The organism is Streptomyces sp. NPDC045955 (genome assembly GCF_056430805.1).
In genome coordinates this window covers 42,529-68,194 of sequence record NZ_JBWKKY010000004.1, presented here as the reverse complement: position 1 = coordinate 68,194, position 25,666 = coordinate 42,529, and the positions used below count along the sequence as shown (strand labels likewise).

21 protein-coding genes are annotated in these 25,666 nt (G+C 69.8%); 5 read left to right on the top strand and 16 right to left on the bottom strand.

The features are described from left to right. Positions 1–71: 71 nt before the first annotated feature. Together fahA and AC07F0_RS09400 are read left to right on the top strand one after the other, a co-directional pair. On the top strand, positions 72–1,283 hold the full coding sequence (fahA, locus tag AC07F0_RS09405; protein ID WP_478976424.1) for a fumarylacetoacetase: 1,212 nt from the start codon (positions 72–74) through the stop codon (positions 1,281–1,283). A 287-nt stretch (positions 1,284–1,570) separates the two neighbouring features. Continuing rightward, positions 1,571–2,509 (top strand): M56 family metallopeptidase, encoded by a 939-nt coding sequence (locus AC07F0_RS09400; protein WP_478976421.1) that lies wholly within the window; start codon positions 1,571–1,573, stop codon positions 2,507–2,509. Between the two features lie 172 nt (positions 2,510–2,681). On the opposite strand, the gene recQ is transcribed toward AC07F0_RS09400, so the two are convergent. Beyond that, positions 2,682–4,736, bottom strand: a complete 2,055-nt coding sequence (gene recQ, locus AC07F0_RS09395) for a DNA helicase RecQ (RefSeq protein WP_478976418.1) — start codon at positions 4,734–4,736, stop codon at positions 2,682–2,684. Between the two features lie 226 nt (positions 4,737–4,962). Here recQ and AC07F0_RS09390 point away from each other — a divergent pair, with 226 nt between their 5' ends. Continuing rightward, complete coding sequence (locus AC07F0_RS09390; protein ID WP_478976416.1) at positions 4,963–5,565, top strand: Uma2 family endonuclease; 603 nt, start codon at positions 4,963–4,965, stop codon at positions 5,563–5,565. A 74-nt stretch (positions 5,566–5,639) separates the two neighbouring features. Here AC07F0_RS09390 and nuoN read toward each other — a convergent pair whose 3' ends face one another. From nuoN to AC07F0_RS09320, 14 genes are read right to left on the bottom strand one after another with little or no spacing between them, the layout of a single operon-like run. Then, a complete protein-coding gene (gene nuoN, locus AC07F0_RS09385) occupies positions 5,640–7,289 on the bottom strand; it encodes an NADH-quinone oxidoreductase subunit NuoN (RefSeq protein ID WP_478976413.1) in 1,650 nt (549 codons plus the stop codon). After that, complete coding sequence (locus AC07F0_RS09380; RefSeq protein WP_478976410.1) at positions 7,286–8,857, bottom strand: NADH-quinone oxidoreductase subunit M; 1,572 nt, start codon at positions 8,855–8,857, stop codon at positions 7,286–7,288. The genes nuoN and AC07F0_RS09380 overlap by 4 nt, the downstream gene beginning before the upstream one ends. Before the next feature lie 5 nt (positions 8,858–8,862). Beyond that, entirely contained in the window at positions 8,863–10,827 is a 1,965-nt protein-coding gene (nuoL, locus tag AC07F0_RS09375) for an NADH-quinone oxidoreductase subunit L (RefSeq protein ID WP_478976407.1), read from the bottom strand. Positions 10,828–10,842: 15 nt separating this feature from the next. Next, on the bottom strand, positions 10,843–11,142 hold the full coding sequence (gene nuoK, locus AC07F0_RS09370; protein WP_003992252.1) for an NADH-quinone oxidoreductase subunit NuoK: 300 nt from the start codon (positions 11,140–11,142) through the stop codon (positions 10,843–10,845). Further along, positions 11,139–11,981 carry an NADH-quinone oxidoreductase subunit J gene (locus AC07F0_RS09365; protein ID WP_478976405.1) on the bottom strand — a complete coding sequence of 281 codons (843 nt, stop codon included), beginning with the start codon at positions 11,979–11,981 and terminating at the stop codon, positions 11,139–11,141. Before AC07F0_RS09365 ends, nuoK begins: the two co-directional genes overlap by 4 nt. Then, on the bottom strand, positions 11,978–12,619 hold the full coding sequence (gene nuoI, locus AC07F0_RS09360) for an NADH-quinone oxidoreductase subunit NuoI (protein WP_307176882.1): 642 nt from the start codon (positions 12,617–12,619) through the stop codon (positions 11,978–11,980). Before nuoI ends, AC07F0_RS09365 begins: the two co-directional genes overlap by 4 nt. Beyond that, positions 12,612–13,988 carry an NADH-quinone oxidoreductase subunit NuoH gene (nuoH, locus tag AC07F0_RS09355; RefSeq protein WP_478976402.1) on the bottom strand — a complete coding sequence of 459 codons (1,377 nt, stop codon included), beginning with the start codon at positions 13,986–13,988 and terminating at the stop codon, positions 12,612–12,614. Before nuoH ends, nuoI begins: the two co-directional genes overlap by 8 nt. After that, the gene (locus AC07F0_RS09350) at positions 13,985–16,489 is read right to left on the bottom strand and encodes an NADH-quinone oxidoreductase subunit G (RefSeq protein WP_478976399.1); all 2,505 of its coding nucleotides are present in this window, start codon (positions 16,487–16,489) and stop codon (positions 13,985–13,987) included. Before AC07F0_RS09350 ends, nuoH begins: the two co-directional genes overlap by 4 nt. Next, on the bottom strand, positions 16,486–17,832 hold the full coding sequence (nuoF, locus tag AC07F0_RS09345; RefSeq protein ID WP_356925223.1) for an NADH-quinone oxidoreductase subunit NuoF: 1,347 nt from the start codon (positions 17,830–17,832) through the stop codon (positions 16,486–16,488). The genes AC07F0_RS09350 and nuoF overlap by 4 nt, the downstream gene beginning before the upstream one ends. Continuing rightward, positions 17,832–18,692 carry an NADH-quinone oxidoreductase subunit NuoE gene (gene nuoE / locus AC07F0_RS09340; RefSeq protein ID WP_478976397.1) on the bottom strand — a complete coding sequence of 287 codons (861 nt, stop codon included), beginning with the start codon at positions 18,690–18,692 and terminating at the stop codon, positions 17,832–17,834. Before nuoE ends, nuoF begins: the two co-directional genes overlap by 1 nt. Then, positions 18,689–20,011 carry an NADH-quinone oxidoreductase subunit D gene (locus AC07F0_RS09335; protein ID WP_478976394.1) on the bottom strand — a complete coding sequence of 441 codons (1,323 nt, stop codon included), beginning with the start codon at positions 20,009–20,011 and terminating at the stop codon, positions 18,689–18,691. Before AC07F0_RS09335 ends, nuoE begins: the two co-directional genes overlap by 4 nt. Further along, positions 20,008–20,748, bottom strand: coding sequence for an NADH-quinone oxidoreductase subunit C (locus AC07F0_RS09330; protein WP_436725800.1), 741 nt, complete (start codon positions 20,746–20,748; stop codon positions 20,008–20,010). The genes AC07F0_RS09335 and AC07F0_RS09330 overlap by 4 nt, the downstream gene beginning before the upstream one ends. After that, entirely contained in the window at positions 20,745–21,299 is a 555-nt protein-coding gene (locus AC07F0_RS09325) for a NuoB/complex I 20 kDa subunit family protein (protein ID WP_451619530.1), read from the bottom strand. Before AC07F0_RS09325 ends, AC07F0_RS09330 begins: the two co-directional genes overlap by 4 nt. A gap of 13 nt (positions 21,300–21,312) precedes the next feature. Then, entirely contained in the window at positions 21,313–21,672 is a 360-nt protein-coding gene (locus AC07F0_RS09320) for an NADH-quinone oxidoreductase subunit A (RefSeq protein WP_003974383.1), read from the bottom strand. Positions 21,673–22,396: 724 nt separating this feature from the next. Here AC07F0_RS09320 and AC07F0_RS09315 point away from each other — a divergent pair. Both AC07F0_RS09315 and def read left to right on the top strand, forming a co-directional pair. Further along, positions 22,397–23,230 carry a C40 family peptidase gene (locus AC07F0_RS09315; RefSeq protein WP_436725801.1) on the top strand — a complete coding sequence of 278 codons (834 nt, stop codon included), beginning with the start codon at positions 22,397–22,399 and terminating at the stop codon, positions 23,228–23,230. Positions 23,231–23,567: 337 nt separating this feature from the next. After that, positions 23,568–24,194, top strand: coding sequence for a peptide deformylase (def, locus tag AC07F0_RS09310; RefSeq protein ID WP_478976391.1), 627 nt, complete (start codon positions 23,568–23,570; stop codon positions 24,192–24,194). 91 nt (positions 24,195–24,285) lie between these two features. Here the strand turns inward: def and AC07F0_RS09305 are convergent, their stop codons facing one another. Continuing rightward, positions 24,286–25,569 carry a geranylgeranyl reductase family protein gene (locus tag AC07F0_RS09305; protein ID WP_478976388.1) on the bottom strand — a complete coding sequence of 428 codons (1,284 nt, stop codon included), beginning with the start codon at positions 25,567–25,569 and terminating at the stop codon, positions 24,286–24,288. Positions 25,570–25,666: the final 97 nt, after the last annotated feature.

Sequence of the window (25,666 nt, the reverse complement as noted above, 5' to 3'; positions counted from 1 at the left end):
ACCCGTAACGTGTGGCAGGACCACGAACACGTGGCGACGACACGGCACACCCGAAAGCGAGGCAGCACCCGATGCCCCCCTTCGATGTCCCCGAGGGCGACCCCTTCGGCCCGCACAACCTGCCGTACGGCGTGTTCTCCCTCCCCGGCTCCTCCCACCGGACCGTGGGCGTCCGGCTCGGCGATCACGTCCTGGACGCCGGCGCGGCGGCCCACGCGCTCGGCTCCCCGTACGCCTCCCTGCTCGCGCGGCCGAACCTCAACGCGCTGCTGGCCGCGGGCCGCACGGCCTGGTCGGACGTCCGCCGGGCGCTGACGGCGTGGGTGACCGTGCCGTCCCACCGCGAGACCGTCGCACCGATGTTCCACCCCCTGTCCTCGGTGACGCTGCACCTTCCCTTCGAGGTCGCGGACTACGTCGACTTCTACGCGTCCGAGAACCACGCCCGGAACGTCGGCCGGATCTTCCGCCCCGACGCCGAGGACTCCCTGACTCCCAACTGGAAGCACCTGCCGATCGGCTACCACGGCCGCTCCGGCACGGTCGTCGTCTCGGGCACGGACGTCGTACGCCCCTCGGGCCAGCGCAAGGCGCCGGCGGACCCGGCTCCGGTCTTCGGCCCGTCCCTGCGCCTGGACATCGAGGCGGAGGTCGGCTTCGTGGTCGGCGTGCCGTCCCGGATGGGCGCGCCGGTGTCCCTCGACGGCTTCCGTGAGCACGTCTTCGGCCTCTGCCTCCTCAACGACTGGTCCGCGCGCGACATCCAGGCCTGGGAGTACGTCCCGCTCGGCCCGTTCCTCGGCAAGTCCTTCGCCACGTCGGTGTCGGCGTGGATCACCCCGCTGGACGCCCTGGAGGAGGCCCGGGTGACCCCGCCGGCCCGGACGCACGAGCTGCTGCCCTACCTGGACGACAGCGACGAGGAACCCGGCGGCTACGACCTGCGGATCAGCGTCGCCGTCAATGGCCACGTCGTCTCCGAGCCGCCCTTCTCCACGATGTACTGGACGGCCGCCCAGCAACTGGCCCACATGACCGTCAACGGCGCCTCCCTGCGCACCGGCGACCTGTACGGCTCGGGCACGGTCAGCGGCCCGGCGGACCGCGAGCGCGGCTCCCTCCTCGAACTGACCTGGAACGGCCGCGACCCGCTCGAACTGCCCGACGGCAAGCGGACGTTCCTGGACGACGGCGACGTGGTGACCCTGTCCGCCTGGGCTCCGGGGCCGGACGGGGTGCGGGTGGGGCTGGGCGAGGTGACGGGGCGGGTGGTACCGGCCTGACGGCGTTCCAGGGGGCGTCCGCGACGTCCCGTCGTGCGCCCGCGAGGCCGCCCGGATCTGGCCGACAGTCGCCCCTCCCGGCGCTTGTGATGCCGCTCGGCTCCTGACTCACAACGCCCGGCACCGTCATACTGGTCTCGGGCGGTGTGCCCGCACGTGCGCGGTGCACGGCACGTTCGGGGCGCTCGCCGCTGTGCACTTGAGCCGCGTCACCGGTGCGCTCGGCAGCCGCCCTCCCCCGCACGATCCGTAGCCGCCCCTCTTCCGACCAACCGGAGCCCGTGGCCATGACCGTCTGCCTGCTCCTGCTGAGCGTTGTCGCCGTGACGGCCGCCGTACCCGTTCCCCGTGCGCTGACCCGGGCCGCCTGGCCGGAGCGGGAACCGGTGGTCGGGCTGTGGGTGTGGCAGTGCCTGGTCGCCACCGTCCTGCTGTGCTGCGTGACGGCACTCGCCCTGGGCACCGCCGCCGTGTTCGGCACGGTCCGCGCCCAGCTCTTCGCCCCGGCTCCGCCCGCGGTGACGGCCGCGTACGACCTGTCCACCGCCCCGTCGTGGGCCGCCACCCTCACCCTGCTGCTGGCCTGCGGCGCCGCCTGGACGACCGCCATGCTCGCGCGGGAACTCGTCGAGGCGCGCCGGCGGCGCGCGCAGGCCCGCGCCCACCTCCGCGAACGCGCCCCAGACCTGCCGGCCGGACTGCCCGCCGCCCGCGGCCCGCTCCTGGTCCTGGAGGACGAGTACCCCGACGCCTGGTGGATGCCCGGCAACCCGCCCCAGCTGATCGTCACCACGGGCGCCCTGCACCGCCTCACGGACCATCAGCTCGACGCCGTCCTCACCCACGAGCGCGGTCACGCCCGCGCCCGCCACGACTGGCTGCTGCACCTGTCCACCGCCCTGGCCACCGGCTTCCCCCGCATCCCGCTGTTCGCCCACTTCTGCGACCAGACCCACCGCCTGATCGAACTGGCCGCCGACGACACCGCATCCCGCCGCTGCGGCCACCTGACCACGGCCCTGGCACTGATCGAGCTCAACCAGCACCGCGGCGTCCTGTCCTGCGCCTCCAGCCACCGCCTGCTGGGCGAGCGGGTCGACCGGCTCCTGGAACCGCCGCCCCGGCTGGGCCGCCGGCACCGGGCCCTGACGACCACCACGGCCGCGCTGGTGCCGCTGCTGCCCCTGCTGATCCTGTTCGCGCCGGGTCTGACCGCCCTGTCGTAGCCGTACGGGCCCTGGGCGGGCGGTGACGATCCTCCGCTCCGTCATGCTGCCGGGGGCGCGCTGCGCGGCGCTGCCGGGGAGCGCAGACGGACGCCCGTGCCGGGCCGGCACCCAGCCTTTCCGACGCCCAGCTCTGCCGACGACCTGCCCCTGCCCCTATCGGAGCTCGGCCCTATATCCAGTCGGGCTCCGGCTCCCCATGCAGCTCCGGCCACTCGTGCGGCTCACCGGCGTCCTGGCCGGGGCCGGGGGCATGTCCCGGAGCCGGGTCGGAGGCCTCAGCCGGAGCCGGGCCGGGCGGGCCGCCCAGCGACGCGAGGACCTCCAGCACACCCTCCCCGTACGTCGCGAGCTTCTTCTCGCCCACGCCGCTGATCCCGCCCAGTTCGGCCACCGAGCCCGGCCACACCGTGGCGATCTCCCTCAGCGTGGCGTCGTGGAAGATGACGTACGCCGGGACGCCCTGCTCGCGAGCCTGCTCGGCCCGCCAGGCGCGCAGTGCCTCGAAGGCCGGCAGCAGTTCCTCGGGCAGCTCGGCGGCAACCGCCTTGCCCTTGCGCTCGCCCCGCCCGGAGCCCGACGACCCCGACGTCCCCGACCGGGAGGTCACCGGCTTCTTCGGCTCCTTGCGCAGCGGCACCTCCCGCTCCCGCCGCAGCACCGCCCCGCTCGCCTCGGTCAGCACCAGCGTGCCGTACTCGCCCTCCACCGCGAGGAGCCCCTGAGCCAGCAACTGCCGGATGACGCCGCGCCATTCGCCCTCGCTCAGATCGTCACCGATGCCGAACACCGACAGCTGGTCGTGGTCGAACTGGATGACCTTGCCGGTCCGCTTCCCCAGCAGGATGTCGACGATCTGCACCGCGCCGAACTTCTGCCCGCGCTCCCGCTGCAGCCGCACCACCGTCGACAGCACCTTCTGCGCCGCGACCGTGCCGTCCCAGGTCTCCGGCGGGGTCAGGCACGTGTCGCAGTTGCCGCAGGCAGGCTGGTCCGGGTCCTGGCCGAAGTAGGCGAGGAGCTGGCCCCGGCGGCACTGGGCCGTCTCGCACAGCGCCAGCATCGAGTCCAGATGGGCCTGGGCCCGTCGCCGGAACGCCTCGTCACCCTCGCCCGACTGGATCAGCTTGCGCTGCTGTATGACGTCGTTCAGCCCGTACGCCATCCAGGCCGTCGACGGCAGCCCGTCACGCCCGGCCCGGCCCGTCTCCTGGTAGTAGCCCTCGACCGACTTCGGCAGGTCGAGGTGGGCGACGAAGCGGACGTCCGGCTTGTCGATGCCCATTCCGAAGGCGATGGTCGCCACCACGACCAGGCCGTCCTCCCGCAGGAAGCGGGACTGGTGGGCCGCGCGCGTACCCGCGTCCAGCCCCGCGTGGTACGGCACCGCCTCGATGCCGTTGCGGCTGAGGAACTCGGCGGTCTTGTCGACCGAGTTGCGCGACAGGCAGTAGACGATGCCCGCGTCGCCCGCGTGCTCCTCGCGCAGGAAGCTCAGCAGCTGCTTCTTCGGGTCCGCCTTCGGCACGATCCGGTACTGGATGTTGGGCCGGTCGAAACTGGCCACGAAGTGCCGGGCCGCCGGCATGTTCAGCCGCTCGGTGATCTCCCGGTGCGTCGCCCGCGTGGCCGTCGCCGTGAGCGCGATCCGCGGTACGTCCGGCCAGCGCTCCCCGAGCAGCGACAGCGTCAGGTAGTCCGGCCGGAAGTCGTGGCCCCACTGGGACACGCAGTGCGCCTCGTCGATCGCGAAGACGGAGATCTTCCCGCGTGAGAGCAGGTCGAGCGTGTTCTCCAGCCGCAGCCGCTCCGGTGCCAGATACAGCAGGTCCAGCTCGCCGGCGAGGAACTCGGCCTCGACCATCCGCCGCTCGTCGAAGTCCTGCGTGGAGTTCATGAAGCCAGCCCGCACGCCGAGCGCCCGCAGCGCGTTCACCTGGTCCTGCATCAGGGCGATGAGCGGGGAGACGACCACACCCGTACCCGGCCTGACCAGGGACGGGATCTGGTAGCACAACGACTTGCCGCCGCCGGTCGGCATGAGCACGACAGCGTCGCCGCCCGCCACGACGTGGTCGATGACGGCTTCCTGCTCACCGCGGAAGGCCCCGTAGCCGAAGACCCGGTGCAGCGCGGCCAGCGCCTCGCTCGCGTCGGCGCCGAGGGGCCCGGCGGGGCCGCTGCCCGCACCGCTCCCGCCCCCGGTCACCGCGTCCAGTTCCGTCATCACACCCGTCCCGCCCGTAGCGCCCATCGTTCCGTCCCCCGTACGTCGCCCCTCGACCACTGCGTCCACCATAGGCGCCCGCACCGACAGCCCCGGAGTTATCCACAGGCCGCCCCGAACGCCTGAGTCAGGACACGATCGTCGTTCACACGTTCGCGGGAGACCTGCCCGTTTCCGGCGGATAGTCTGAATGCACCGGCGAGACTCCGTCCCCATGGGAGCACTGATGAGCGTCGCACCGAAGGCGTCCAAGCCCACCTGGCCGACCCCGCCGGAAGGCGGCTGGACCGCCGACGACCTGGACCGCCTCCCGAATCTGCCTCCGCACACGGAACTGATCGACGGGAGCCTGGTCTTCGTGAGTCCGCAGACCATCTTTCACGAGCGCGCCATTGACTTCTTCAAGTGGCAGCTCCAATCTCTGGCACCAACGGAATTCGAGGTCTTCCGGGAGTTCACCATCGACATCGACCGCCAGAACAGGCCCGAGCCGGACGTGGTCGTGGTGCGCGGGAACGTGGTGAAGGAGCCGGACCAGACCCGGTTCCCGGCGGAGGCCGTTCTTCTGGCCATCGAGGTCGTATCGGACGACTCCGTGTCGCGTGACCGCGAGACCAAGCCCCTCAAGTACGCGCGAGCCAAGATCCCGCACTACTGGCGCGTCGAGAGCGAGAAGGGGCGCGCTGCGGTCCACGCCTTCGAGCTGGAACCGACCACGGGCGCCTACACCAGCGTGGGCATCTTCCGCGAACGGATGAAGGTCGACGCCCCCTTCCCGCTGGACCTGGACCTGACCAAGATCAAAACGCGGCACGAGCAGAGCGAGTAACCCGGCCCCATGCCAGACAGCGGCCCGGCTCCCCGTCAGGGGAACCGGGCCGCAGCCCCGCACCAAGCGGAGCGTCAGCGCACGAACACCCCCGCCTGCCCCGCCAGATCCAGGAAGTACTGCGGCGCCACACCCAGCACCAGCGTGACCGCCACACCCACCCCGATCGCCGTCATCGTCAGCGGCGACGGCACGGCCACCGTCGGGCCCTCCGGCCGCGGCTCGCTGAAGAACATCAGGACGATGACGCGGATGTAGAAGAACGCCGCGATCGCCGAGGAGATCACACCGATCACGACGAGCGGGGCGGCCCCGCCCTCCGCCGCCGCCTTGAACACGGCGAACTTCCCGGCGAAGCCGGAGGTCAGCGGAATGCCCGCGAAGGCCAGCAGGAACACCGCGAACACGGCCGCCACCAGCGGCGAACGCCGGCCGAGCCCCGCCCACTTCGACAGGTGCGTGGCCTCGCCGCCCGCGTCGCGCACGAGCGTGACCACCGCGAAGGCGCCGATCGTCACGAACGAGTACGCGGCCAGGTAGAAGAGGACGGACGACACACCGTCGGGCGTGGTCGCGATGACACCCGCCAGGATGAATCCGGCGTGCGCGATCGACGAGTACGCCAGGAGCCGCTTGATGTCGGTCTGTGTGATCGCGACGATGGCGCCGCCCAGCATGGTGACGATCGCCACGGCCCACATCACCGGCCGCCAGTCCCAGCGCAGGCCCGGCAGGACGACGTACAGCAACCGCAGCAGCGCGCCGAACGCCGCCACCTTCGTCGCCGCCGCCATGAAGCCGGTCACCGGCGTCGGCGCGCCCTGGTACACGTCCGGCGTCCACATGTGGAACGGCACCGCGCCCACCTTGAACAGCAGGCCCATCACCACCAGCGCGGCACCGATCAGCAGCAGCGCGTCGTTGCCCATGGTGTCCGCGAGCGCCGGGGTGACGTCCGCGACCGTACCGTCGACGACCTGCGCGATCGTCGCGTACGACATCGAGCCCGCGTAGCCGTACAGCAGGGCGATGCCGAACAGGGTGAACGCCGAGGCGAACGCGCCGAGCAGGAAGTACTTGACCGCCGCCTCCTGCGACATCAGCCGCTTGCGGCGGGCCAGCGCGCACAGCAGGTACAGCGGGAGCGAGAGGACCTCCAGCGCCACGAAAAGCGTCAGCAGGTCGTTGGCCGCCGGGAAGATCAGCATGCCGGCGACGGCGAACAGCAGCAGCGGGAAAACCTCGGTGGTGGTGAACCCGGCCTTGACCGCCGCCTTCTCGCTCTCGCTGCCCGGCACGGACGCCGCCTGCGCGGCGAAGGAGTCGACCCGGTTGCCGTGCACCACTGGGTCGAGCCGCCGCTCGGCGAAGGTGAACAGGCCCACCAGGGCCGCCAGCAGGATCGTGCCCTGGAGGAAGAGGGCCGGTCCGTCGACGGCGATCGCGCCCATCGCCGCGATGCGCGCCTTGGTCGTGCCGTATCCGTCGGCTGCGAGCGCGACGACCGCGGCGAAGGCGGCCGCGAGCGCGACGACGGACACGAACATCTGGACGTAATAACGCGATGTGCGCGGTACGAACGCCTCGACCAGGATCCCGACGATCGCCGCTCCGACGACGATCAGGGTGGGCGCCAACTGTCCGTACTCGAACTTCGGCGCGTCGATCTTGGTGATCGGCTCGGCCGCGGTTGTCCACAGGCTGTGGACGGCTGTTGCGTTCACTTGGCCGCCTCCACCTCGGGCTGGGGGTCCTTCTTCTGTACGTCGGACATGGTCTGTTTCACCGCAGGGTTGACGATGTCCGTGACGGGCTTCGGGTAGACGCCCAGGAAGATCAGCAGTACGACCAGCGGGGCGACGACCACGAGTTCCCGCACCCTGAGGTCCGGCATCGCGCTGACCTCGGGTTTCACCGGCCCGGTCATCGTCCGCTGGTAGAGGACTAGGGTGTAGAGCGCGGCGAGGACGATGCCGAAGGTGGCGATGACGCCGATCACCGGGTAGCGCGTGAACGTGCCGACCAGGACCAGGAACTCGCTCACGAACGGCGCCAGTCCCGGCAGGGAGAGGGTCGCGAGGCTGCCGATCAGGAATGTGCCGGCCAGCACCGGAGCGACCTTCTGCACTCCGCCGTAGTCGGCGATGAGCCGCGAGCCGCGCCGGGAGATCAGGAAGCCCGCCACCAGCATCAGCGCGGCGGTCGAGATGCCGTGGTTGACCATGTAGAGCGTCGCGCCGGACTGGCCCTGGCTGGTCATCGCGAAGATGCCCATGATGATGAAGCCGAAGTGGGAGATCGACGCGTAGGCGATCAGCCGCTTGATGTCCCGCTGGCCGACCGCGAGCAGCGCCCCGTAGATGATGCTGATCAGGGCCAGGACGAGGATCGCGGGCGTCGCCCACTTGCTGGCCTCCGGGAACAGCTGGAGGCAGAAGCGGAGCATCGCGAAGGTGCCGACCTTGTCGACGACCGCCGTGATCAGTACGGCGACCGGGGCGGTGGACTCCTGCATCGCGTTGGGCAGCCAGGTGTGCAGCGGCCACAGCGGCGCCTTCACCGCGAAGGCGAAGAAGAAGCCCAGGAACAGCCAGCGTTCGGTGTTGGTCGCCATGTCGAGCGAGCCGTCGGCGCGGGCGGCGGCGATCTCCTGGAGGGAGAAGTTCCCGGCGACCACGTACAGGCCGATCACCGCGGCCAGCATGATCAGACCGCCGACCAGGTTGTAGAGGAGGAACTTCACGGCCGCGTACGACCGCTGCGTCGCCGCCGTCTTCTCGCCGTGCTCGTGGGCACGGTCCCCGAAGCCGCCGATGAGGAAGTACATCGGGATCAGCATGGCTTCGAAGAAAATGTAGAACAGGAAGACGTCGGTGGCCTCGAAGGAGAGGATCACCATCGCCTCGACGGCCAGGATCAGGGCGAAGAAGCCCTGCGTCGGCCGCCACCGGGTGCTGCCGGTCTCCAGCGGGTCGGCGTCGTGCCAGCCCGCGAGGATGATGAACGGGATCAGCAGGGCGGTCAGCGCGATCAGCGCCACCGCGATGCCGTCCACGCCCAGCTCGTAGCGGACACCGAAGTCCGCGATCCAGGCGTGGGACTCGGTGAGCTGGTAGCGGTCGCCGTCCGGGTCGAAGCGCACCAGGACGGTGATCGCCAGGACGAGTGTGGCGAGCGAGAAGAGCAGCGCCAGCCACTTGGCGGCGGTGCGCTTCGCGGCCGGTACGGCGGCCGTGGCGATCGCCCCGACGGCCGGGAGCGCCGCTGTCACTGTCAGCAGAGGAAAGGACATCGGTATCAGACCGCCCTCATCAGCAGGGTCGCGGCGACGATGACCGCCGCGCCGCCGAACATCGAGACCGCGTAGGAGCGGGCGAAGCCGTTCTGCAGCCTGCGCATCCGCCCGGAGAGGCCGCCGAACGAGGCCGCCGTGCCGTTGACGACACCGTCGACCAGGGTGTGGTCGACGTAGACCAGGGACCGCGTGAGGTGCTCGCCGCCGCGGACCAGGACGACGTGGTTGAAGTCGTCCTGGAGCAGGTCGCGCCGGGCGGCCCGGGTGAGTAGCGAGCCCCGCGGGGCGACGGCCGGGACCGGGCGGCGGCCGTACTGCGCCCACGCGAGGGCGACACCGATGATCATGCACGCGACGGTCGCACCGGTGACCACACCCGCGCTGATCGGCGGGTTGCCGTGACTGTGCCCGGTGATCGGCTCCAGCCAGTGCAGGAAGCGGTCGCCGATGCTGAAGAACGCTCCGCCGGCCACCGACCCGACAGCCAGCACGATCATGGGGATCGTCATGACCTTGGGCGACTCGTGCGGGTGCGGCGGGGTGTACTCGCCGCGGGTCTCGGCGGCGGGCTCCACGTCCGGTTCGGCCGGCGACGGCGTCGGGGCGTTGCGCCAGCGCTCCTCGCCGAAGAACGTCATCAGCATCACGCGCGTCATGTAGTACGCGGTGATGGCGGCGCCGAGCAGGGCGCAGGCGCCGAGGATCCACCCCTCGGTGCCGCCCTTGGCGAACGCCGCCTCAATGATCTTGTCCTTGGAGAAGAAGCCGGACAGGCCTGGGAAGCCGATGATGGCCAGGTAGCCGAGGCCGAAGGTGACGAAGGTGACCGGCATGTACTTCCTCAGGCCGCCGTACCTCCTCATGTCCACCTCGTCGTTCATGCCGTGCATGACCGAACCGGCGCCGAGGAACAGCCCGGCCTTGAAGAAGCCGTGCGTCACCAGGTGCATGATCGCGAAGACGTAGCCGATGGGGCCGAGGCCCGCGGCGAGGATCATGTAGCCGATCTGCGACATGGTCGAACCGGCCAGGGCCTTCTTGATGTCGTCCTTCGCGCAACCGACGATCGCACCGAAGAGGAGCGTGACCGCGCCGACGATCGTGACGACGAGCTGCGCGTCCGGAGCGCCGTTGAAGACGGCCCCGGAGCGGACGATCAGGTAGACGCCCGCCGTCACCATGGTCGCGGCGTGGATGAGGGCGGAGACCGGGGTCGGGCCCTCCATCGCGTCCCCGAGCCAGGACTGCAGCGGCACCTGGGCGGACTTGCCGCAGGCGGCGAGCAGCAGCATCAGCGCGATCGCGGTCAGCTTGTCCTCACCGGCGGCACCGGCGAGCCCGGCCTCCGCGTGGTCGCCGAGCACCGGCCCGAAGGCGAAGGTGCCGAACCACAGGAACATCAGCATGATCGCGATCGACAGGCCCATGTCGCCGACGCGGTTGACCAGGAAGGCCTTCTTCGCGGCCGTCGCGGCGCTGGGCTTGTGCTGCCAGAAGCCGATCAGCAGGTAGGAGGCCAGACCGACACCCTCCCAGCCGACGTACAGCAGCAGGTAGTTGTCGGCGAGGACGAGCAGCAGCATCGCCGCGAGGAACAGGTTCAGGTAGCCGAAGAAGCGGCGACGCCGCTCGTCGTGCTCCATGTACCCGACGGAGTAGAGGTGGATCAGCGATCCGACGCCCGTGATCAGCAGCACGAACGTCATGGACAGCTGGTCGAGCTGGAAGGCGACGTCCGCCTGGAAGCCCTCGACCGGGATCCAGCTGAACAGGTGCTGGGACATGACGCGGTGCTCGGGGTCTTGACCCAGCATGTCGCTGAACAGCACCAGGCCGAGCACGAAGGAGGCGGCCGCGAGCAGCGTGCCGAGCCAGTGGCCCACGGCGTCCAGCCGGCGTCCGCCACACAGCAGGACCGCCGCTCCGAGCAGGGGCGCCGCCACCAGCAGCGCAATGAGGTTCTCCACGATTCTTCCGACCCCTTACAGCTTCATCAGGCTGGCGTCGTCGACCGAGGCCGAGTGGCGGGCGCGGAACAGGGACACGATGATCGCGAGCCCGACCACGACCTCCGCGGCGGCGACGACCATCGTGAAGAAGGCGATGATCTGGCCGTCGAGGTTGCCGTGCATCCGGGAGAAGGCGACGAACGCGAGGTTGCAGGCGTTGAGCATGAGCTCGATGCACATGAACACCACGATCGCGTTGCGCCGGATCAGCACGCCGGTGGCACCGATCGTGAACAACAGGGCCGCGAGATAGAGATAGTTGACCGGGTTCACTTCGATGCCTCCTCGGGCCGCTTGAACGTGGCCGGTTCGATGGCCTTCCGCTCCAGGCGCTCCTCGGCACGCTGCTCCAGGGCCCGCAGGTCGTTGAGCGCCTCCTGCGACACGTCCCGGATCTGGCCCCGCTCACGCAGCGTCTTGCTGACGGTGAGTTCGGACGGTGTGCCGTCGGGCAGCAGGCCCGCGATGTCGACCGCGTTGTGCCGGGCGTACACACCGGGGGCCGGCAGGGGCGGCAGCTGCCGGCCTTCGCGGACCCGCTCCTCGGAGAGTTCGCGCTGCGTCTTGGCACGCTCGGTGCGCTCGCGGTGCGTGAGCACCATGGCGCCGACGGCGGCCGTGATGAGCAGGGCGCCGGTGATCTCGAACGCGAACACGTACCGGGTGAACAGGAGGGCGGCGATGCCCTCCACATTGCCCCCGGCGTTCGCCTGGCCGATGCCGCTGAACTCGCTGAGAGAGGCGTTGCCGATGCCGGCGATCAGCAGGACGCCGAAGCCGAGCCCGCACAGCAGGGCCAGCCAGCGCTGGCCCTTGATGGTCTCCTTCAGGGAGTCCGCCGCGGTGACGCCGACGAGCATCACCACGAACAGGAACAGCATCATGATCGCGCCGGTGTAGACGACGATCTGCACGACGCCCAGGAAGTAGGCGCCGTTGGCGAGGTAGAACACCGCCAGGATGATCATGGTCCCGGCGAGGCAGAGCGCGCTGTGCACGGCCCTCTTCATGAGGATGGTGCACAGGGCGCCGATCACCGCGATCGTGCCGAGGACCCAGAACTGGACGGCCTCTCCCATGGAGGTGGAGTAGGCGGCGAGCTGGGTGGTCATCGGCCGATCACCTTCTTCGACGCCGGTTCCGTCCCGCCGAAGGTCGAGTCGGCCTCCTGGACGACCTCGCCCTTGGAGTGGGCGACCTGCCGCTCCGTACCGGGCGCGGCCTCGGTGACCAGGCCCCGGTAGTAGTCCTGTTCGTCCGTCCCCGGGTAGATCGCGTGAGGCGTGTCGACCATGCCCTCCTCCAGACCGGCGAGCAGCTGCTCCTTGGTGTAGATGAGGTTGGCCCGGCTGGAGTCGGCGAGCTCGAACTCGTTCGTCATCGTCAGCGCGCGCGTGGGGCACGCCTCGATGCACAGGCCGCACAGGATGCAGCGGGCGTAGTTGATCTGGTAGACGCGGCCGTACCGCTCACCCGGCGAGTAGCGCTCCTCGTCGGTGTTGTCCGCGCCCTCCACGTAGATCGCGTCGGCGGGGCAGGCCCACGCGCACAGTTCGCAGCCGACGCACTTCTCCAGGCCGTCGGGATGGCGGTTGAGCTGGTGCCGTCCGTGGAAGCGCGGAGCCGTGGTCTTCTGCTGCTCCGGGTACTGCTCGGTCAGCCGCTTCTTGAACATGGCCTTGAAGGTCACGCCGAAGCCGGCCACCGGGTTCTGGAACCCGGGCTTGGTGTCCTTCGGTTCCTCAGCCATCGGACGCCTCCTTTCCATCCGTAGTTCCGCCCAGAGATCCGTCACTCTGAGTATCGGGCCCACCACTGACAATCAGCTCCCGCTCACCGCGCGAGCGGCGCCGCGGGACCGGTGGGAGTTCCTGCCCCGGCAAGGGCGGTACGGGGAATCCGCCCGCCATCGGGTCGAAGGCGGCCGGGGTCTCGGCCGGCTGCTCGGCCCCCTTCGCCTTCTCGCGGAACATGTCGACGACGAAGGAGAGCACCAGCAGGGCCAGCACGCCGCCGCCGACGTAGAGGGCGATGTCGGCGAAGTCGTAGCCCTCGTTCCTGAAGGCCCGCACGGTCGCGACGAGCATCAGCCACACCAGCGAGACCGGGATGAGGACCTTCCAGCCGAGCTTCATCAACTGGTCGTAGCGGACGCGTGGGAGCGTGCCGCGGATCCAGACGAACATGAACAGCAGCAACTGGACCTTGACCGTGAACCAGAGCATCGGCCACCAGCCGTGGTTCGCGCCCTCCCAGAAGGTGCTGATCGGCCAGGGAGCCCGCCAGCCGCCGAGGAACAGCGTCGTGGCGACGGCCGAGACGGTCACCATGTTGACGTACTCGGCGAGCATGAACATCGCGAACTTGATCGACGAGTACTCGGTGTTGAAGCCGCCGACCAGGTCGCCCTCGGACTCCGGCATGTCGAACGGGGCGCGGTTGGTCTCGCCGACCATCGTCACGATGTAGAGGACGAAGGAGAGCGGCAGCAGCAGGATGTACCAGCGGTCGGTCTGCTGCTCGACGATCGCCGACGTCGACATCGACCCCGAGTAGAGGAACACGGAGGCGAAGGCGGCGCCCATCGCGATCTCGTACGAGATCATCTGCGCGCAGGAGCGCAGACCGCCCAGCAGCGGGTAGGTGGATCCGGAGCTCCAGCCCGCCAGCACGATGCCGTAGATGCCGACGGAGGCGACCGCGAGGATGTAGAGCATCGCGATCGGCAGGTCGGTGAGCTGCATCGTGGTGCGGTGGCCGAAGATCGAGATCTCGTTGCCCGCCGGGCCGAAGGGGATCACGGCGATCGCCATGAAGGCCGGGATGGCCGCGACGATCGGCGCGAGGACGTACACCACCTTGTCCGCGCGCTTGACGATGACGTCTTCCTTGAGCATCAGCTTGATGCCGTCGGCGAGCGACTGGAGCATGCCCCAGGGGCCGTGCCGGTTGGGGCCGATGCGCAGCTGCATCCAGGCGACGACCTTGCGCTCCATGACGATGGAGATCAGCACGGTCACCATCAGGAAGGCGAAGCAGAACACCGCCTTGATGACGACCAGCCACCACGGGTCGTGGCCGAACATCGAGAGGTCTTCAGCGGCGAAGTACGGGCTCATGCCTCCACCTCCTTGGGGGCCTCGCCGGCGAGCGTCGCCGGTCCGATGCGGACGAGGGATCCGGGCCGCGCCCCGGTGTCGGAGGCGACTCCGCCGCCGGCGGAGTTCAGCGGGAGCCACACCACCCGGTCGGGCATCTCACTGATCTGGAGCGGAAGTTCGACGACTCCCCGGGGGCCGGTGACCGCGAGGAGGTCGCCGTCCTCGACGCCCGCCTCGGCGGCCGTCGCGGCCGACACACGCGCGCGTGCGGCGTGCCGGGTGCCGGCGAGTGCCTCGTCGCCCTGCTGGAGGACGCCCTGGTCGAGCAGCAGCCGGTGTCCGGCGAGCACGGCCTCCCCGGCGGCCGGACGGGGCAGGGCGCCCGCGGTCTCCAGGGGTTCGGTGGCCCGCGGGCCGTCCCAGGCGCCGAGCCGGTCGATCTCGGCCCGTACGGTGCGCAGATCGGGCAGTCCGAGGTGGACGTCCATGGCGTCGGCCAGCATCTGCAGCACGCGCGCGTCGGTGGGCGCGAGGCGGCGGGTCATGTGGTCGGGCTTGAGCGCGGCCTCGAAGAAGCGGACCCGGCCTTCCCAGTTGAGGAAGGTGCCGGCCTTCTCGGCGACCGCGGCGACCGGCAGGACGACATCGGCCTTGCGGGTGATCTCGCTGGGCCGCAGTTCGAGCGAGACCACGAAGCCGGCCTCGTCGAGTGCCGCACGCGCGCGTGCCGGGTCGGGCAGGTCGGCGATCTCGACGCCCGCCACCAGCAGGGCCTGAAGTTCGCCGGTCGCGGCGGCCTCCACGATCTGGCCGGTGTCACGGCCGTAGCGGTGCGGAAGGCCTGCCACGCCCCAGACGGTGGCGACCTCGTCACGCGCGCGTGGATCGGTGGCCGGACGTCCGCCCGGCAGCAGCGACGGCAGCGCGCCCGCCTCGACGGCGCCGCGTTCCCCGGCCCGGCGCGGGATCCACGCCAGCCGGGCACCGGTCGCGGAGGAGATGCGCACGGCCGCGGTGAGACCGCCGGCCACCGCGGCCAGCCGCTCACCGACGACGATCACGGCGCCCTCGGCGCGCAGCGCCTCGGCGGCCGCTGCGCCGTCGCCCTCCAGGCCGACGTTGCTCGCGAGTGCGTCCAGCCACTCGGTCTCGGTGCCGGGGGCGGCCGGCAGCAGCGTCCCGCCGGCCTTCTCCAGACCGCGCGTGGCGTGCGTGGCCAGGGCGAAGACCTTCTGCCCGTGTGTGCGCCAGGCCTTGCGCAGCCGCAGGAAGACGCCGGGCGCCTCCTCCTCCGCCTCGAAACCGACCAGCAGGACGGCCGGGGCCTTCTCCAGAGCGGTGTACGTGACGCCCGTGCCGTCGAGGTCCCGGCCGCGTCCGGCGACCTGGGCGGCGAGGAAGTCGGCCTCCTCGCCGCTGTGCACGCGCGCGCGGAAGTCGATGTCGTTGGTGTCGAGCGCCACGCGCGCGAACTTGCTGTACGCGTAGGCGTCCTCGATGGTGAGCCGGCCGCCGGTCAGGACGCCGGTGCGGCCCCGGGAGGCCAGCAGCCCCTGGGCCGCGATCTGGAGCGCCTCCGGCCACGAGGCCGGTTCCAGTTCGCCCTCGGCGTTGCGCACCAGGGGCGTGTCCAGACGGTCCCGCTGCTGCGCATACCGGAACGCGAACCGCCCCTTGTCGCAGATCCACTCCTCGTTGACCTCGGGGTCGTTCGCGGCGAGCCGCCGCATGACCTTGCCGCGCCGGTGGTCGGTGCGCGTGGCACAGCCGCCGGAGCAGTGTTCGCACACCGACGGGGACGAGACCAGGTCGAAGGGGCGGGAGCGGAATCGGTACGCCGCCGAGGTCAGCGCGCCGACCGGGCAGATCTGGATGGTGTTGCCGGAGAAGTACGACTCGAACGGGTCGCCCTCGCCGGTGCCGACCTGCTGGAGCGCGCCCCGCTCGATCAGCTCGATCATCGGGTCGCCCGCGACCTGGTTGGAGAACCGGGTGCAACGGGCGCACAGCACGCACCGCTCGCGGTCGAGCAGCACCTGCGTGGAGATCGGGACGGGCTTCTCGTAGGTCCGCTTGCGGCCCTCGAAGCGGGACTCGGCGTCGCCGTGCGACATGGCCTGGTTCTGCAGCGGGCACTCGCCGCCCTTGTCGCAGACCGGGCAGTCCAGCGGGTGGTTGATGAGCAGGAGCTCCATCACACCCTTCTGGGCCTTCTCGGCGACCGGCGAGGTGAGGTGGGTCTTCACCACCATCCCGTCGGTGCAGGTGATGGTGCATGACGCCATGGGCTTGCGCTGGCCCTCGACTTCGACGATGCACTGGCGGCAGGCGCCGGCCGGGTCGAGGAGGGGGTGGTCGCAGAACCGGGGGATCTCGATGCCGAGCTGTTCGGCGGCCCGGATGACCAGGGTGCCCTTGGGCACGCTGATCTCCACGCCGTCGATCGTCAGCGACACGAGGTCCTCCGGCGGGACCGCCGCCTCTCCCCCGCCTGAGGGAGCGTTGGTGGTCACGGTCATGCGTTCACCTCCGTGCGGTCGGCCCAGGCCGTCGACTTGGCCGGGTCGAAGGGGCAGCCCCGGCCCGTGATGTGCTGCTCGTACTCCTCGCGGAAGTACTTGAGCGAGGAGAAGATCGGCGAGGCGGCGCCGTCGCCGAGGGCGCAGAAGGACTTGCCGTTGATGTTGTCGGCGATGTCGTTCAGCTTGTCGAGGTCGGACATCCGTCCCTTGCCGGCCTCGATGTCGCGCAGCAACTGCACGAGCCAGTAGGTCCCTTCGCGGCAGGGCGTGCACTTGCCGCAGGACTCGTGGGCGTAGAACTCCGTCCAGCGCGTCACGGCCCGCACCACGCAGGTCGTCTCGTCGAAGCACTGGAGGGCTTTGGTGCCGAGCATGGAACCCGCGGCGCCCACTCCTTCGTAATCAAGAGGGACGTCGAGATGCTCGTCGGTGAACATCGGGGTCGAGGAACCGCCCGGCGTCCAGAACTTGAGGCGGTGCCCGGGGCGCATTCCGCCGCTCATGTCGAGGAGCTGGCGGAGCGTGATCCCGAGCGGCGCCTCGTACTGGCCGGGGCTGGCGACATGGCCGGACAGGGAGTAGAGCGTGAAGCCGGGCGACTTCTCGCTCCCCATCGACCGGAACCATTCCTTGCCCCGATGCATGATCGCGGGAACCGACGCGATCGACTCGACGTTGTTCACCACAGTCGGGCAGGCATAGAGGCCCGCGACGGCAGGGAAGGGGGGACGAAGCCGCGGTTGACCCCGGCGGCCTTCGAGCGAGTCCAGCAGTGCGGTCTCCTCACCGCAGATGTACGCGCCCGCGCCCGCGTGCACGGTGATGTCGAGGTCGAGTCCGCTGCCCAGGATGTTCTCGCCGAGGAAGCCCGCCTCGTAGGCCTCGCGGACGGCCGAGTGCAACCGCCGCAGCACTGGTACGACTTCACCACGCAGATAGATGAACGCATGCGAAGACCTGATGGCGTAACACGCGATGATCATGCCCTCGATGAGGCTGTGCGGGTTCGCGAAGAGGAGCGGGATGTCCTTGCACGTCCCGGGCTCCGACTCGTCGGCGTTGACCACCAGATAGTGCGGCTTTCCATCCCCCTGGGGAATGAACTGCCACTTCATGCCCGTGGGGAAGCCCGCGCCGCCGCGCCCGCGCAGGCCGGAGTCCTTGACGTACGCGATCACGTCGTCCGGCGACATGGCGAGCGCCTTGCGAAGCCCTTCGTAGCCGTCGTGCCGCCGGTACACGTCCAGCGTCCAGGACCTGTCCTCGTCCCAGAAGGCCGACAGCACCGGTGCGAGCAGCTTCTCGGGGCTCATGTCTTTCAGCTCGGGTGCCAAGGTCATCACTCCCCCTCCTCGGCGGTGGGCCCGGCCGGGTGGGCCGGGTCGGAGGCCGACGTGTCCTGCGGCGCGTCGTGCGAGCTCAAGTGCTCCGTCGGTGACGGCTCGTGCGGCTTGTCGTCCCGGGGCGCCTCGCCGCGCGGATGCACGACGCGCGCGGGGGCGGACTCGCCCTTGGCGAGCTTCAGGCCGACCAGGGAGGCGGGTCCCGCGCTTCCCCCGGACTCGACGGCCCCGTCCCGCTCGTCGGTGAAACCGGCCAGGACCCGGGCGGTCTCCTTGAAGGTGCACATCGGTGCCCCGCGTGTGGGGGTGACCGGCCGGCCCGCGCGCAGGTCGTCGACGAGGCGTTTGGCGCTCGCCGGGGTCTGGTTGTCGAAGAACTCCCAGTTGACCATCACGACCGGCGCGAAGTCGCAGGCGGCGTTGCACTCGATGTGCTCCAGGGTGACCTTGCCGTCGTCGGTGGTCTCGCCGTTGCCGACGCCCAGGTGTTCCTGGAGCTCCTCGAAGATCGCGTCCCCGCCCATGACGGCGCACAGGGTGTTGGTGCACACCCCGACCTGGTAGTCACCGCTCGGCTTGCGCCGGTACATGGTGTAGAAGGTGGCGACCGCGGTGACCTCCGCCGTGGTGAGGCCGAGCATGTCCGCGCAGAACCGCATGCCCGTGCGCGTGACGTGGCCTTCCTCGGACTGCACGAGGTGCAGCAGCGGCAGGAGGGCGGACCGGGAGTCCGGGTAGCGGGCGATGATCTCGCGCGCGTCGGTCTCCAGGCGGGCCCGGACGTCGTCCGGGTAGGCGGGTGCGGGCAGTTCGGGCATGCCCAGGCTGACGCCCCGCTCGGAAGAAGAGGTGGTCACCGGTCGACGCCTCCCATCACGGGGTCGATGGACGCGACGGCGACGATGACGTCGGCGACCTGGCCGCCCTCGCACATCGCCGCCATGGCCTGCAGGTTGGTGAAGGACGGGTCGCGGAAGTGGACCCGGTAGGGGCGCGTGCCGCCGTCGGACACGACGTGCACCCCGAGTTCGCCCTTGGGCGACTCGACCGCCGCGTACGCCTGGCCCGGCGGGACGCGGAAGCCCTCGGTGACCAGCTTGAAGTGGTGGATCAGGGCCTCCATGGAGGTGCCCATGATCTTCTTGATGTGGTCGAGGGAGTTGCCGAGCCCGTCGGGCCCCAGGGCGAGCTGGGCCGGCCAGGCGATCTTCTTGTCGGCGACCATGACCGGGCCGGGCTGGAGCCGGTCCAGGCACTGCTCGATGATCCTCAGCGACTGGCGCATCTCCTCCAGCCGGATCAGGAAGCGGCCGTAGGAGTCGCAGGTGTCCGCGGTCGGGATGTCGAAGTCGTACGTCTCGTAGCCGCAGTACGGCTGCGCCTTGCGCAGGTCGTGGGGCAGGCCGGTGGAGCGCAGGATCGGGCCGGTGGCGCCGAGGGCCATGCAGCCGGCCAGGTCGAGGTAGCCGACGTCCTGCATGCGGGCCTTGAAGATGGGGTTCCCGGTGGCGAGCTTGTCGTACTCCGGGAGGTTCTTCTTCATCTTCTTCACGAACTCGCGGATCTGGTCCACCGCGCCGGGCGGCAGGTCCTGGGCGAGTCCGCCGGGGCGGATGTACGCGTGGTTCATCCGCAGGCCGGTGATCAGCTCGTAGATATCGAGAATGAGTTCACGATCACGGAATCCGTAGATCATGATCGTGGTGGCGCCGAGCTCCATGCCGCCGGTGGCGATGCACACCAGGTGCGAGGAGAGCCGGTTCAGCTCCATCAGGAGCACGCGGACGATCGAGGCCCGGTCCGGGATCTGGTCCTCGATGCCGAGGAGCTTCTCGACGCCGAGGCAGTACGCCGTCTCGTTGAAGAACGGCGTCAGGTAGTCCATGCGCGTCACGAACGTGGTGCCCTGCGTCCACGTCCGGTACTCGAGGTTCTTCTCGATGCCGGTGTGCAGATAACCGATTCCGCAGCGGGCCTCGGTGACGGTCTCGCCCTCGATCTCCAGGATCAGGCGGAGCACGCCGTGCGTGGACGGGTGCTGCGGCCCCATGTTGACGACGATGCGCTCGTCGTCGGCGCGGGCCGCGGACTGGACGACCTCGTCCCAGTCGCCGCCGGTGACCGTATATACGGTGCCCTCAGTGGTCTCCCGAGGAGAGGCGTGCGAAGTGCTCATGAGTACGACCTCCGCTGGTCCGGAGCCGGGATCTGGGCGCCCTTGTACTCGACGGGGATGCCGCCGAGGGGATAGTCCTTGCGCTGCGGAAAGCCCTGCCAGTCGTCCGGCATCATGATCCGCGTCAGGGCCGGGTGACCGTCGAAGACGATGCCGAAGAAGTCGTACGTCTCGCGCTCGTGCCAGTCGTTCGTCGGATAGACCGAGTACAGCGAGGGGATGTGCGGGTCGCTGTCGGGGCAGCTGACCTCCAGGCGGATCAGCCGGTTGTGGGTGATCGACCGCAGGTGGTAGACGGCGTGCAGCTCACGGCCCTTGTCGTTCGGGTAGTGGACGCCGCTGACGCCGGTGCACAGCTCGAAGCGCAGGGCCGGGTCGTCGCGCAGGGTGCGGGCGACGCGGACCAGGTGCTCGCGCTCGATGTGGAAGGTCAGCTCGTCGCGGTCGACGACCGTCTTCTCGATCGCGTTCTCGGGAAGCAGGCCCTGCTCCTCCAGGGCGCCCTCCAGCTCGTCGGCGACCTCGTCGAACCAGCCGCCGTAGGGGCGGGTCGCCGGTCCCGGGAGACGGACCGAGCGGACCAGGCCGCCGTAGCCGGAGGTGTCGCCGCCGTTGTTCGCGCCGAACATGCCGCGCTGGACGCGGATCTCCTCGCCGCCCTGGCCGCGCTGGCCCGGGAGGTTCGACGCGCTGAGGTCCTTCTCGGGGTTGACCCCGTTGTCGCTGACGTCGCTCACCGCAGCAGCCCCTTCATCTCGATCGTGGGCAGGGCCCTGAGCGCCGCCTCCTCGGCCTCGCGGGCCGCCTCCTCGGCGTTCACCCCGAGCTTGGAGCTCTGGATCTTCTGGTGGAGCTTGAGGATGGCGTCCATCAGCATCTCCGGCCGTGGCGGGCAGCCGGGGAGATAGATGTCGACCGGCACGATGTGGTCGACGCCCTGGACGATGGCGTAGTTGTTGAACATGCCGCCGGAGGAGGCGCAGACCCCCATGGAGATCACCCACTTGGGGTTCGGCATCTGGTCGTAGACCTGCCGCAGCACCGGCGCCATCTTCTGGCTCACCCGGCCGGCGACGATCATCAGGTCCGCCTGGCGCGGCGAGCCCCGGAAGACCTCCATGCCGAAGCGCGCAAGGTCGTAGCGGCCGGCGCCGGTGGTCATCATCTCGATGGCGCAGCAGGCGAGGCCGAACGTGGCGGGGAAGACGGACGACTTGCGCACCCAGCCCGCGGCCTGCTCGACGGTGGTCAGCAGGAAGCCGCTCGGCAGCTTTTCTTCGAGTCCCATGACTTGTGGCCCCTCAGTCCCATTCCAGGCCGCCGCGCCGCCATACGTACGCGTACGCGACGAAGACGGTGAGCACGAAGAGCAGCATCTCCACGAGCCCGAAAATCCCCAGGGCGTCGAAGGTGACGGCCCAGGGGTAGAGGAAGACGATCTCGATATCGAAAATGATGAAGAGCATCGCCGTCAGGTAGTACTTGATCGGGAAGCGCCCGCCGCCGGCCGGCGTGGGGGTCGGCTCGATCCCGCATTCGTAGGCCTCGAGCTTGGCCCGGTTGTACCGCTTGGGCCCGATCAACGTGGCCATGACCACGGAGAAGATCGCAAAGCCTGCCCCGAGGGCTCCCAGTACGAGGATGGGCGCATAAGCGTTCACCGCTCCTCGCTCCTCTCAGTCGGCACTGACTGCTGGCGGTTTGCATCGGGCTCACATCCGCCCCAGCGATCCCTCGAACCCCGCCTGCCCCGGCGAAGATCGGGAACATGTGAAGCAGGTCACAAGCCCAACCGCGTGCATCTTATGCCCGACGCTCTGTGATCTGCGACACGGGGTATTGCACAAGCTTTGTGATCTCCACCACCTGACGTTCGATCATGAAGTCGGATGAGCGGTGATCTTCACACCCGAAGCGTCCGAGTGATCACGAGAGGTGACATTTTGGCTCGTCAGCGCAGGCCGGAGGGGGCGTCTCAATATCAAGAGAGTTCCCTTGCATGCAAATTGGCGAGGGAGTCGATCTCTTGATAGAGGCGCGTTCACACATCTGAGGGCGTCCGGGGCGGGGTGTGGACGCGTGCATCCGTTCACGATCTTCGCGGGGCCGTGATCCGGTCGTGATCTTCCGCGTCGGACGCGCCCGTCCCGGCAGCCGTTCCGTGACCTCCATCACACACGTGAGAGATCCACGAGAACGGGGCTTGGCCAATCAGCCCAACCGATGGTAGGTGCGGGGCAATTCGGGCGTATTGATCAAAGGCCGTGATCACAGGCCGGTTACGGTGCGCCCGCAATGTCCGTTACGGCGTCAATAAAGGGCCCCGTGAGGGGGTTCTGGGGGCCTGATTGAACAACTGTGGCGCAGCACACGTTTCTTGAAGATATGAAGGAGCCCCTGGTACCGGTTGTTCCCATGTCCCACACCGCTCACATACGCAGCCACCGGAAGCCCCGCCGCAGCGCGACCTCTTCGATCGCCCTGCGTGCCGGAGTTGCCGGTGGCGTTCTCAGCATGGCAGCGGCGGGTGCGTCGGCCTCGGCGAACGCCGCCGAGCCGGTCACCCAGACCATCGAACTGCCCACCCTGACGGCCGATATGTCCGCTCAGGTCGCCCAGTCCGCCGCCGCCACCCAGCAGGCGGCCGCGAACTACGAACTGCGCGCCGAGCGTGACGCCGCCGCGGCCAAGGCCGCCGCGGAGGCCAAGAAGGACCTCGCCGAGGCCAAGAAGAAGGCGGAGGCCAAGAAGAAGGCCGCCGAGGCCGCCCGCAAGGCCGCCGCCGAGCGCGCCGCGCGCAGCGCCGAGCGCGCCACGCTCTCCACCTCCGCGTCCGCCTCCACGTCGGTGTCGGCGCCCTCCAGCGGCAGCGTCGCGACCGTCATCGCCTTCCTGAAGGCTCAGGTGGGCGACGCCTACGTCATGGGCGCCACCGGTCCCAACGCCTGGGACTGCTCCTCCCTCGTGCAGGCCGCTTACAAGCAGGTTGGTGTGGACCTGCCGCGCGTCTCGCAGGACCAGTCGATGGCCGGCACGGACGTGCCGCTGTCCGACGTCCAGGTCGGCGACATCCTGTACTGGGGCGGCAAGGGCTCCGCGTACCACGTGGGTGTCTACATCGGCGACGGCCAGTACCTGGACGCGGCCAACCCGTCCAAGGGTGTCGTCATCCAGGACCTGTCGGGCTACCCGGCGTCGGGCGCCGTGCGCGTCCTCTGACCGCACGCATACGGGCTTGAGGGCCGCTGCCACTCGGGGGCAGCGGCCCTCCCGGCATGTCCGGAAGGAGAAGCGACGCGCCTGGAGGCCCCAGGAGGCCGCCGCGGCCCTCGCGAAGCCCCGGCCCCTGGGCACCGGCCCCGGCGGCTCTCCTGGTGGCCGTGAGAGGCGTCTGCGGGCCTGGTGGCCGTGAGAGGCGTCTGCGGGTGCGGCCGGATGACGCCTGGGACCGCTGCGGCAGATCTGCTGTGATGACTCCCTGAGAGCAGGAAGGGGCGTCCGAGGCCGGACGCCCCTTCCTGCCGCCCAGCATCCTCATGCAGACAGGGAGAGACAGATGCCAAGCGTCTTCGTGCAAGGACGGCCCGTCGACTCGTACCCGAGGCTCGCGCCCGAGGCCCGGCGCGGGCAGGTCCGGCGGATCACCGAGGTCGGTGAGGGGGTCCTGCACAAGCCGTGCCGGGACGTCACCGAGTTCGGTCCGGACCTCGCCGCGCTGATCGACGACATGTTCCTGACGATGTACACCGCGGACGGTGCCGGACTCGCGGCGAACCAGGTCGGGGTCGACCTGCGGCTGTTCGTGTACGACTGCCCGGACGACGAGGGGGTGCGGCACGTCGGGCACATCGTCAACCCGGTGCTGGAGCCGCTGGACGCCGCGCACCGCAGGCTGCTCGACGAGGGCGAGGGGTGCCTGTCGGTGCCGGGCGCCACGATGGCCGTACCGCGTCCGGACCGGGCCGTGGTGCGCGGGTACGACCGGGAGGGCGAACCGCTCGTGATCGAGGGCACGGGCTACTTCGCCCGCTGCCTGGCGCACGAGACCGACCATGTGAACGGACAGGTGTACCTGGACCGGCTGTCCGGGCGGGAACGCAAGGACGCGCTGCGGCAGATGGCGGACCGGCGCGAGGCGGTGTTCGCGCGCCGGGCCGCCAACATCGCGGCGCTGAGCGGCTGAGAGGCTGAGAGGCTGAGAGGCTGACCGAGCCTTCGGTGCCGAAGGCCCGGGTGCACCGGCGCTCGGGCACCCGGGGTGCCCGGGCGCCCGATCAGGCCTTCGGCGCCACCTTGCTCAGGCCGTTGATGATGCGGTCCATCGCGTCGCCGCCGGTCGGGTCGGTGAGGTTCGCGAGGAGCTTCAGCGTGAACCTCATCAGCATCGGGTGCGTGAGTCCGCGCTGGGCCGCGATCTGCATGACCTTCGGGTTGCCGATGAGCTTCACGAAGGCCCGGCCGAGCGTGTAGTAGCCGCCGTAGGTGTCCTTGAGGACGCGCGGGTAGCGCTGGAGGGCCATCTCACGGCCGGCCGGCGTCGCCCGCGCGTGCGCCTGCACGATGACGTCGGCGGCGAGCTGGCCGGACTCCATGGCGTAGGCGATGCCCTCGCCGTTGAAGGGGTTCACCAGGCCGCCGGCGTCGCCCACCAGCAACAGCCCCTTGGTGTAATGGGGCTGGCGGTTGAAGGCCATGGGGAGGGCTGCGCCGCGGATGGGCCCGGTCATGTTGTCGGGGGTGTAGCCCCAGTCCTCCGGCATGGACGCGCACCAGGCCTTCAGGACCTCGCGCCAGTCCAGCTCCTTGAAGGAGTCGGAGGTGTTGAGGACGCCCAGACCGACGTTGGACGTGCCGTCGCCCATGCCGAAGATCCAGCCGTAGCCGGGCAGGAGACGGTCCACGGGGCCGCGGCGGTCCCACAGTTCCAGCCAGGACTCCAGGTAGTCGTCCTCGTGGCGCGGGCTGGTGAAGTACGTCCGTACGGCCACGCCCATCGGGCGGTCCTCGCGGCGGTGCAGGCCCATGGCGAGGGACAGGCGCGTGGAGTTGCCGTCGGCGGCCACGACGAGCGGGGCGCGGAAGGTGACCTCGCGCTTCTCCTCGCCGAGCTTGGCGTGTACGCCGGTGATCCGGCCCGTGCGGTCGTCCAGGATCGGCGCGCCCACGTTGCAGCGCTCGAACAGCCGGGCGCCCGCCTTCTGTGCCTGCCGGGCGAGCTGCTCGTCGAAGTCGTCACGCTTGCGGACGAGGCCGTAGTCGGGGAAGGAGGCGAGATCCGGCCAGTCGAGCTGGAGCCGCACCCCGCCGCCGATGATGCGCAGGCCCTTGTTGCGCAGCCAGCCCGCCTCCTCCGAGATGTCGATGCCCATCGCCACCAGCTGCTTGACGGCACGGGGGGTGAGGCCGTCGCCGCAGACCTTCTCGCGCGGGAACTCGGTCTTCTCCAGGAGCAGTACGTCGAGTCCGGCCTTGGCGAGGTGGTACGCGGTGGTGGAGCCGGCTGGCCCCGCGCCGACGACGATGACATCGGCGGTGTTTTCGGAGAGGGGCTCGGTCACGGCGGGATCTCCCCAAGGTTCGAAATCTGCGTGCCGACCGGCACTGGACAGGGGCAGTCTATTCAGCGCTCTTGATCACCCGGCTGAAGGGCTGCCA

What these genes read in the sequence shown, in the direction of transcription:
- AC07F0_RS09400 (WP_478976421.1), top strand. Translation starts at nt 1,571, where the DNA reads ATGACCGTCTGCCTGCTCCTGCTGAGCGTTGTCGCCGTGACGGCCGCC.
- fahA (WP_478976424.1), top strand. Translation starts at nt 72, where the DNA reads ATGCCCCCCTTCGATGTCCCCGAGGGCGACCCCTTCGGCCCGCACAAC.
- nuoH (WP_478976402.1), bottom strand. Translation starts at nt 13,988, where the DNA reads ATGAGCCCGTACTTCGCCGCTGAAGACCTCTCGATGTTCGGCCACGAC.
- AC07F0_RS09325 (WP_451619530.1), bottom strand. Translation starts at nt 21,299, where the DNA reads ATGGGACTCGAAGAAAAGCTGCCGAGCGGCTTCCTGCTGACCACCGTC.
- AC07F0_RS09350 (WP_478976399.1), bottom strand. Translation starts at nt 16,489, where the DNA reads ATGACCGTGACCACCAACGCTCCCTCAGGCGGGGGAGAGGCGGCGGTC.
- nuoI (WP_307176882.1), bottom strand. Translation starts at nt 12,619, where the DNA reads ATGGCTGAGGAACCGAAGGACACCAAGCCCGGGTTCCAGAACCCGGTG.
- def (WP_478976391.1), top strand. Translation starts at nt 23,568, where the DNA reads ATGCCAAGCGTCTTCGTGCAAGGACGGCCCGTCGACTCGTACCCGAGG.
- AC07F0_RS09365 (WP_478976405.1), bottom strand. Translation starts at nt 11,981, where the DNA reads ATGACCACCCAGCTCGCCGCCTACTCCACCTCCATGGGAGAGGCCGTC.
- AC07F0_RS09380 (WP_478976410.1), bottom strand. Translation starts at nt 8,857, where the DNA reads ATGTCCTTTCCTCTGCTGACAGTGACAGCGGCGCTCCCGGCCGTCGGG.
- recQ (WP_478976418.1), bottom strand. Translation starts at nt 4,736, where the DNA reads ATGACGGAACTGGACGCGGTGACCGGGGGCGGGAGCGGTGCGGGCAGC.
- nuoF (WP_356925223.1), bottom strand. Translation starts at nt 17,832, where the DNA reads ATGACCTTGGCACCCGAGCTGAAAGACATGAGCCCCGAGAAGCTGCTC.
- AC07F0_RS09315 (WP_436725801.1), top strand. Translation starts at nt 22,397, where the DNA reads ATGAAGGAGCCCCTGGTACCGGTTGTTCCCATGTCCCACACCGCTCAC.
- AC07F0_RS09390 (WP_478976416.1), top strand. Translation starts at nt 4,963, where the DNA reads ATGAGCGTCGCACCGAAGGCGTCCAAGCCCACCTGGCCGACCCCGCCG.
- AC07F0_RS09335 (WP_478976394.1), bottom strand. Translation starts at nt 20,011, where the DNA reads ATGAGCACTTCGCACGCCTCTCCTCGGGAGACCACTGAGGGCACCGTA.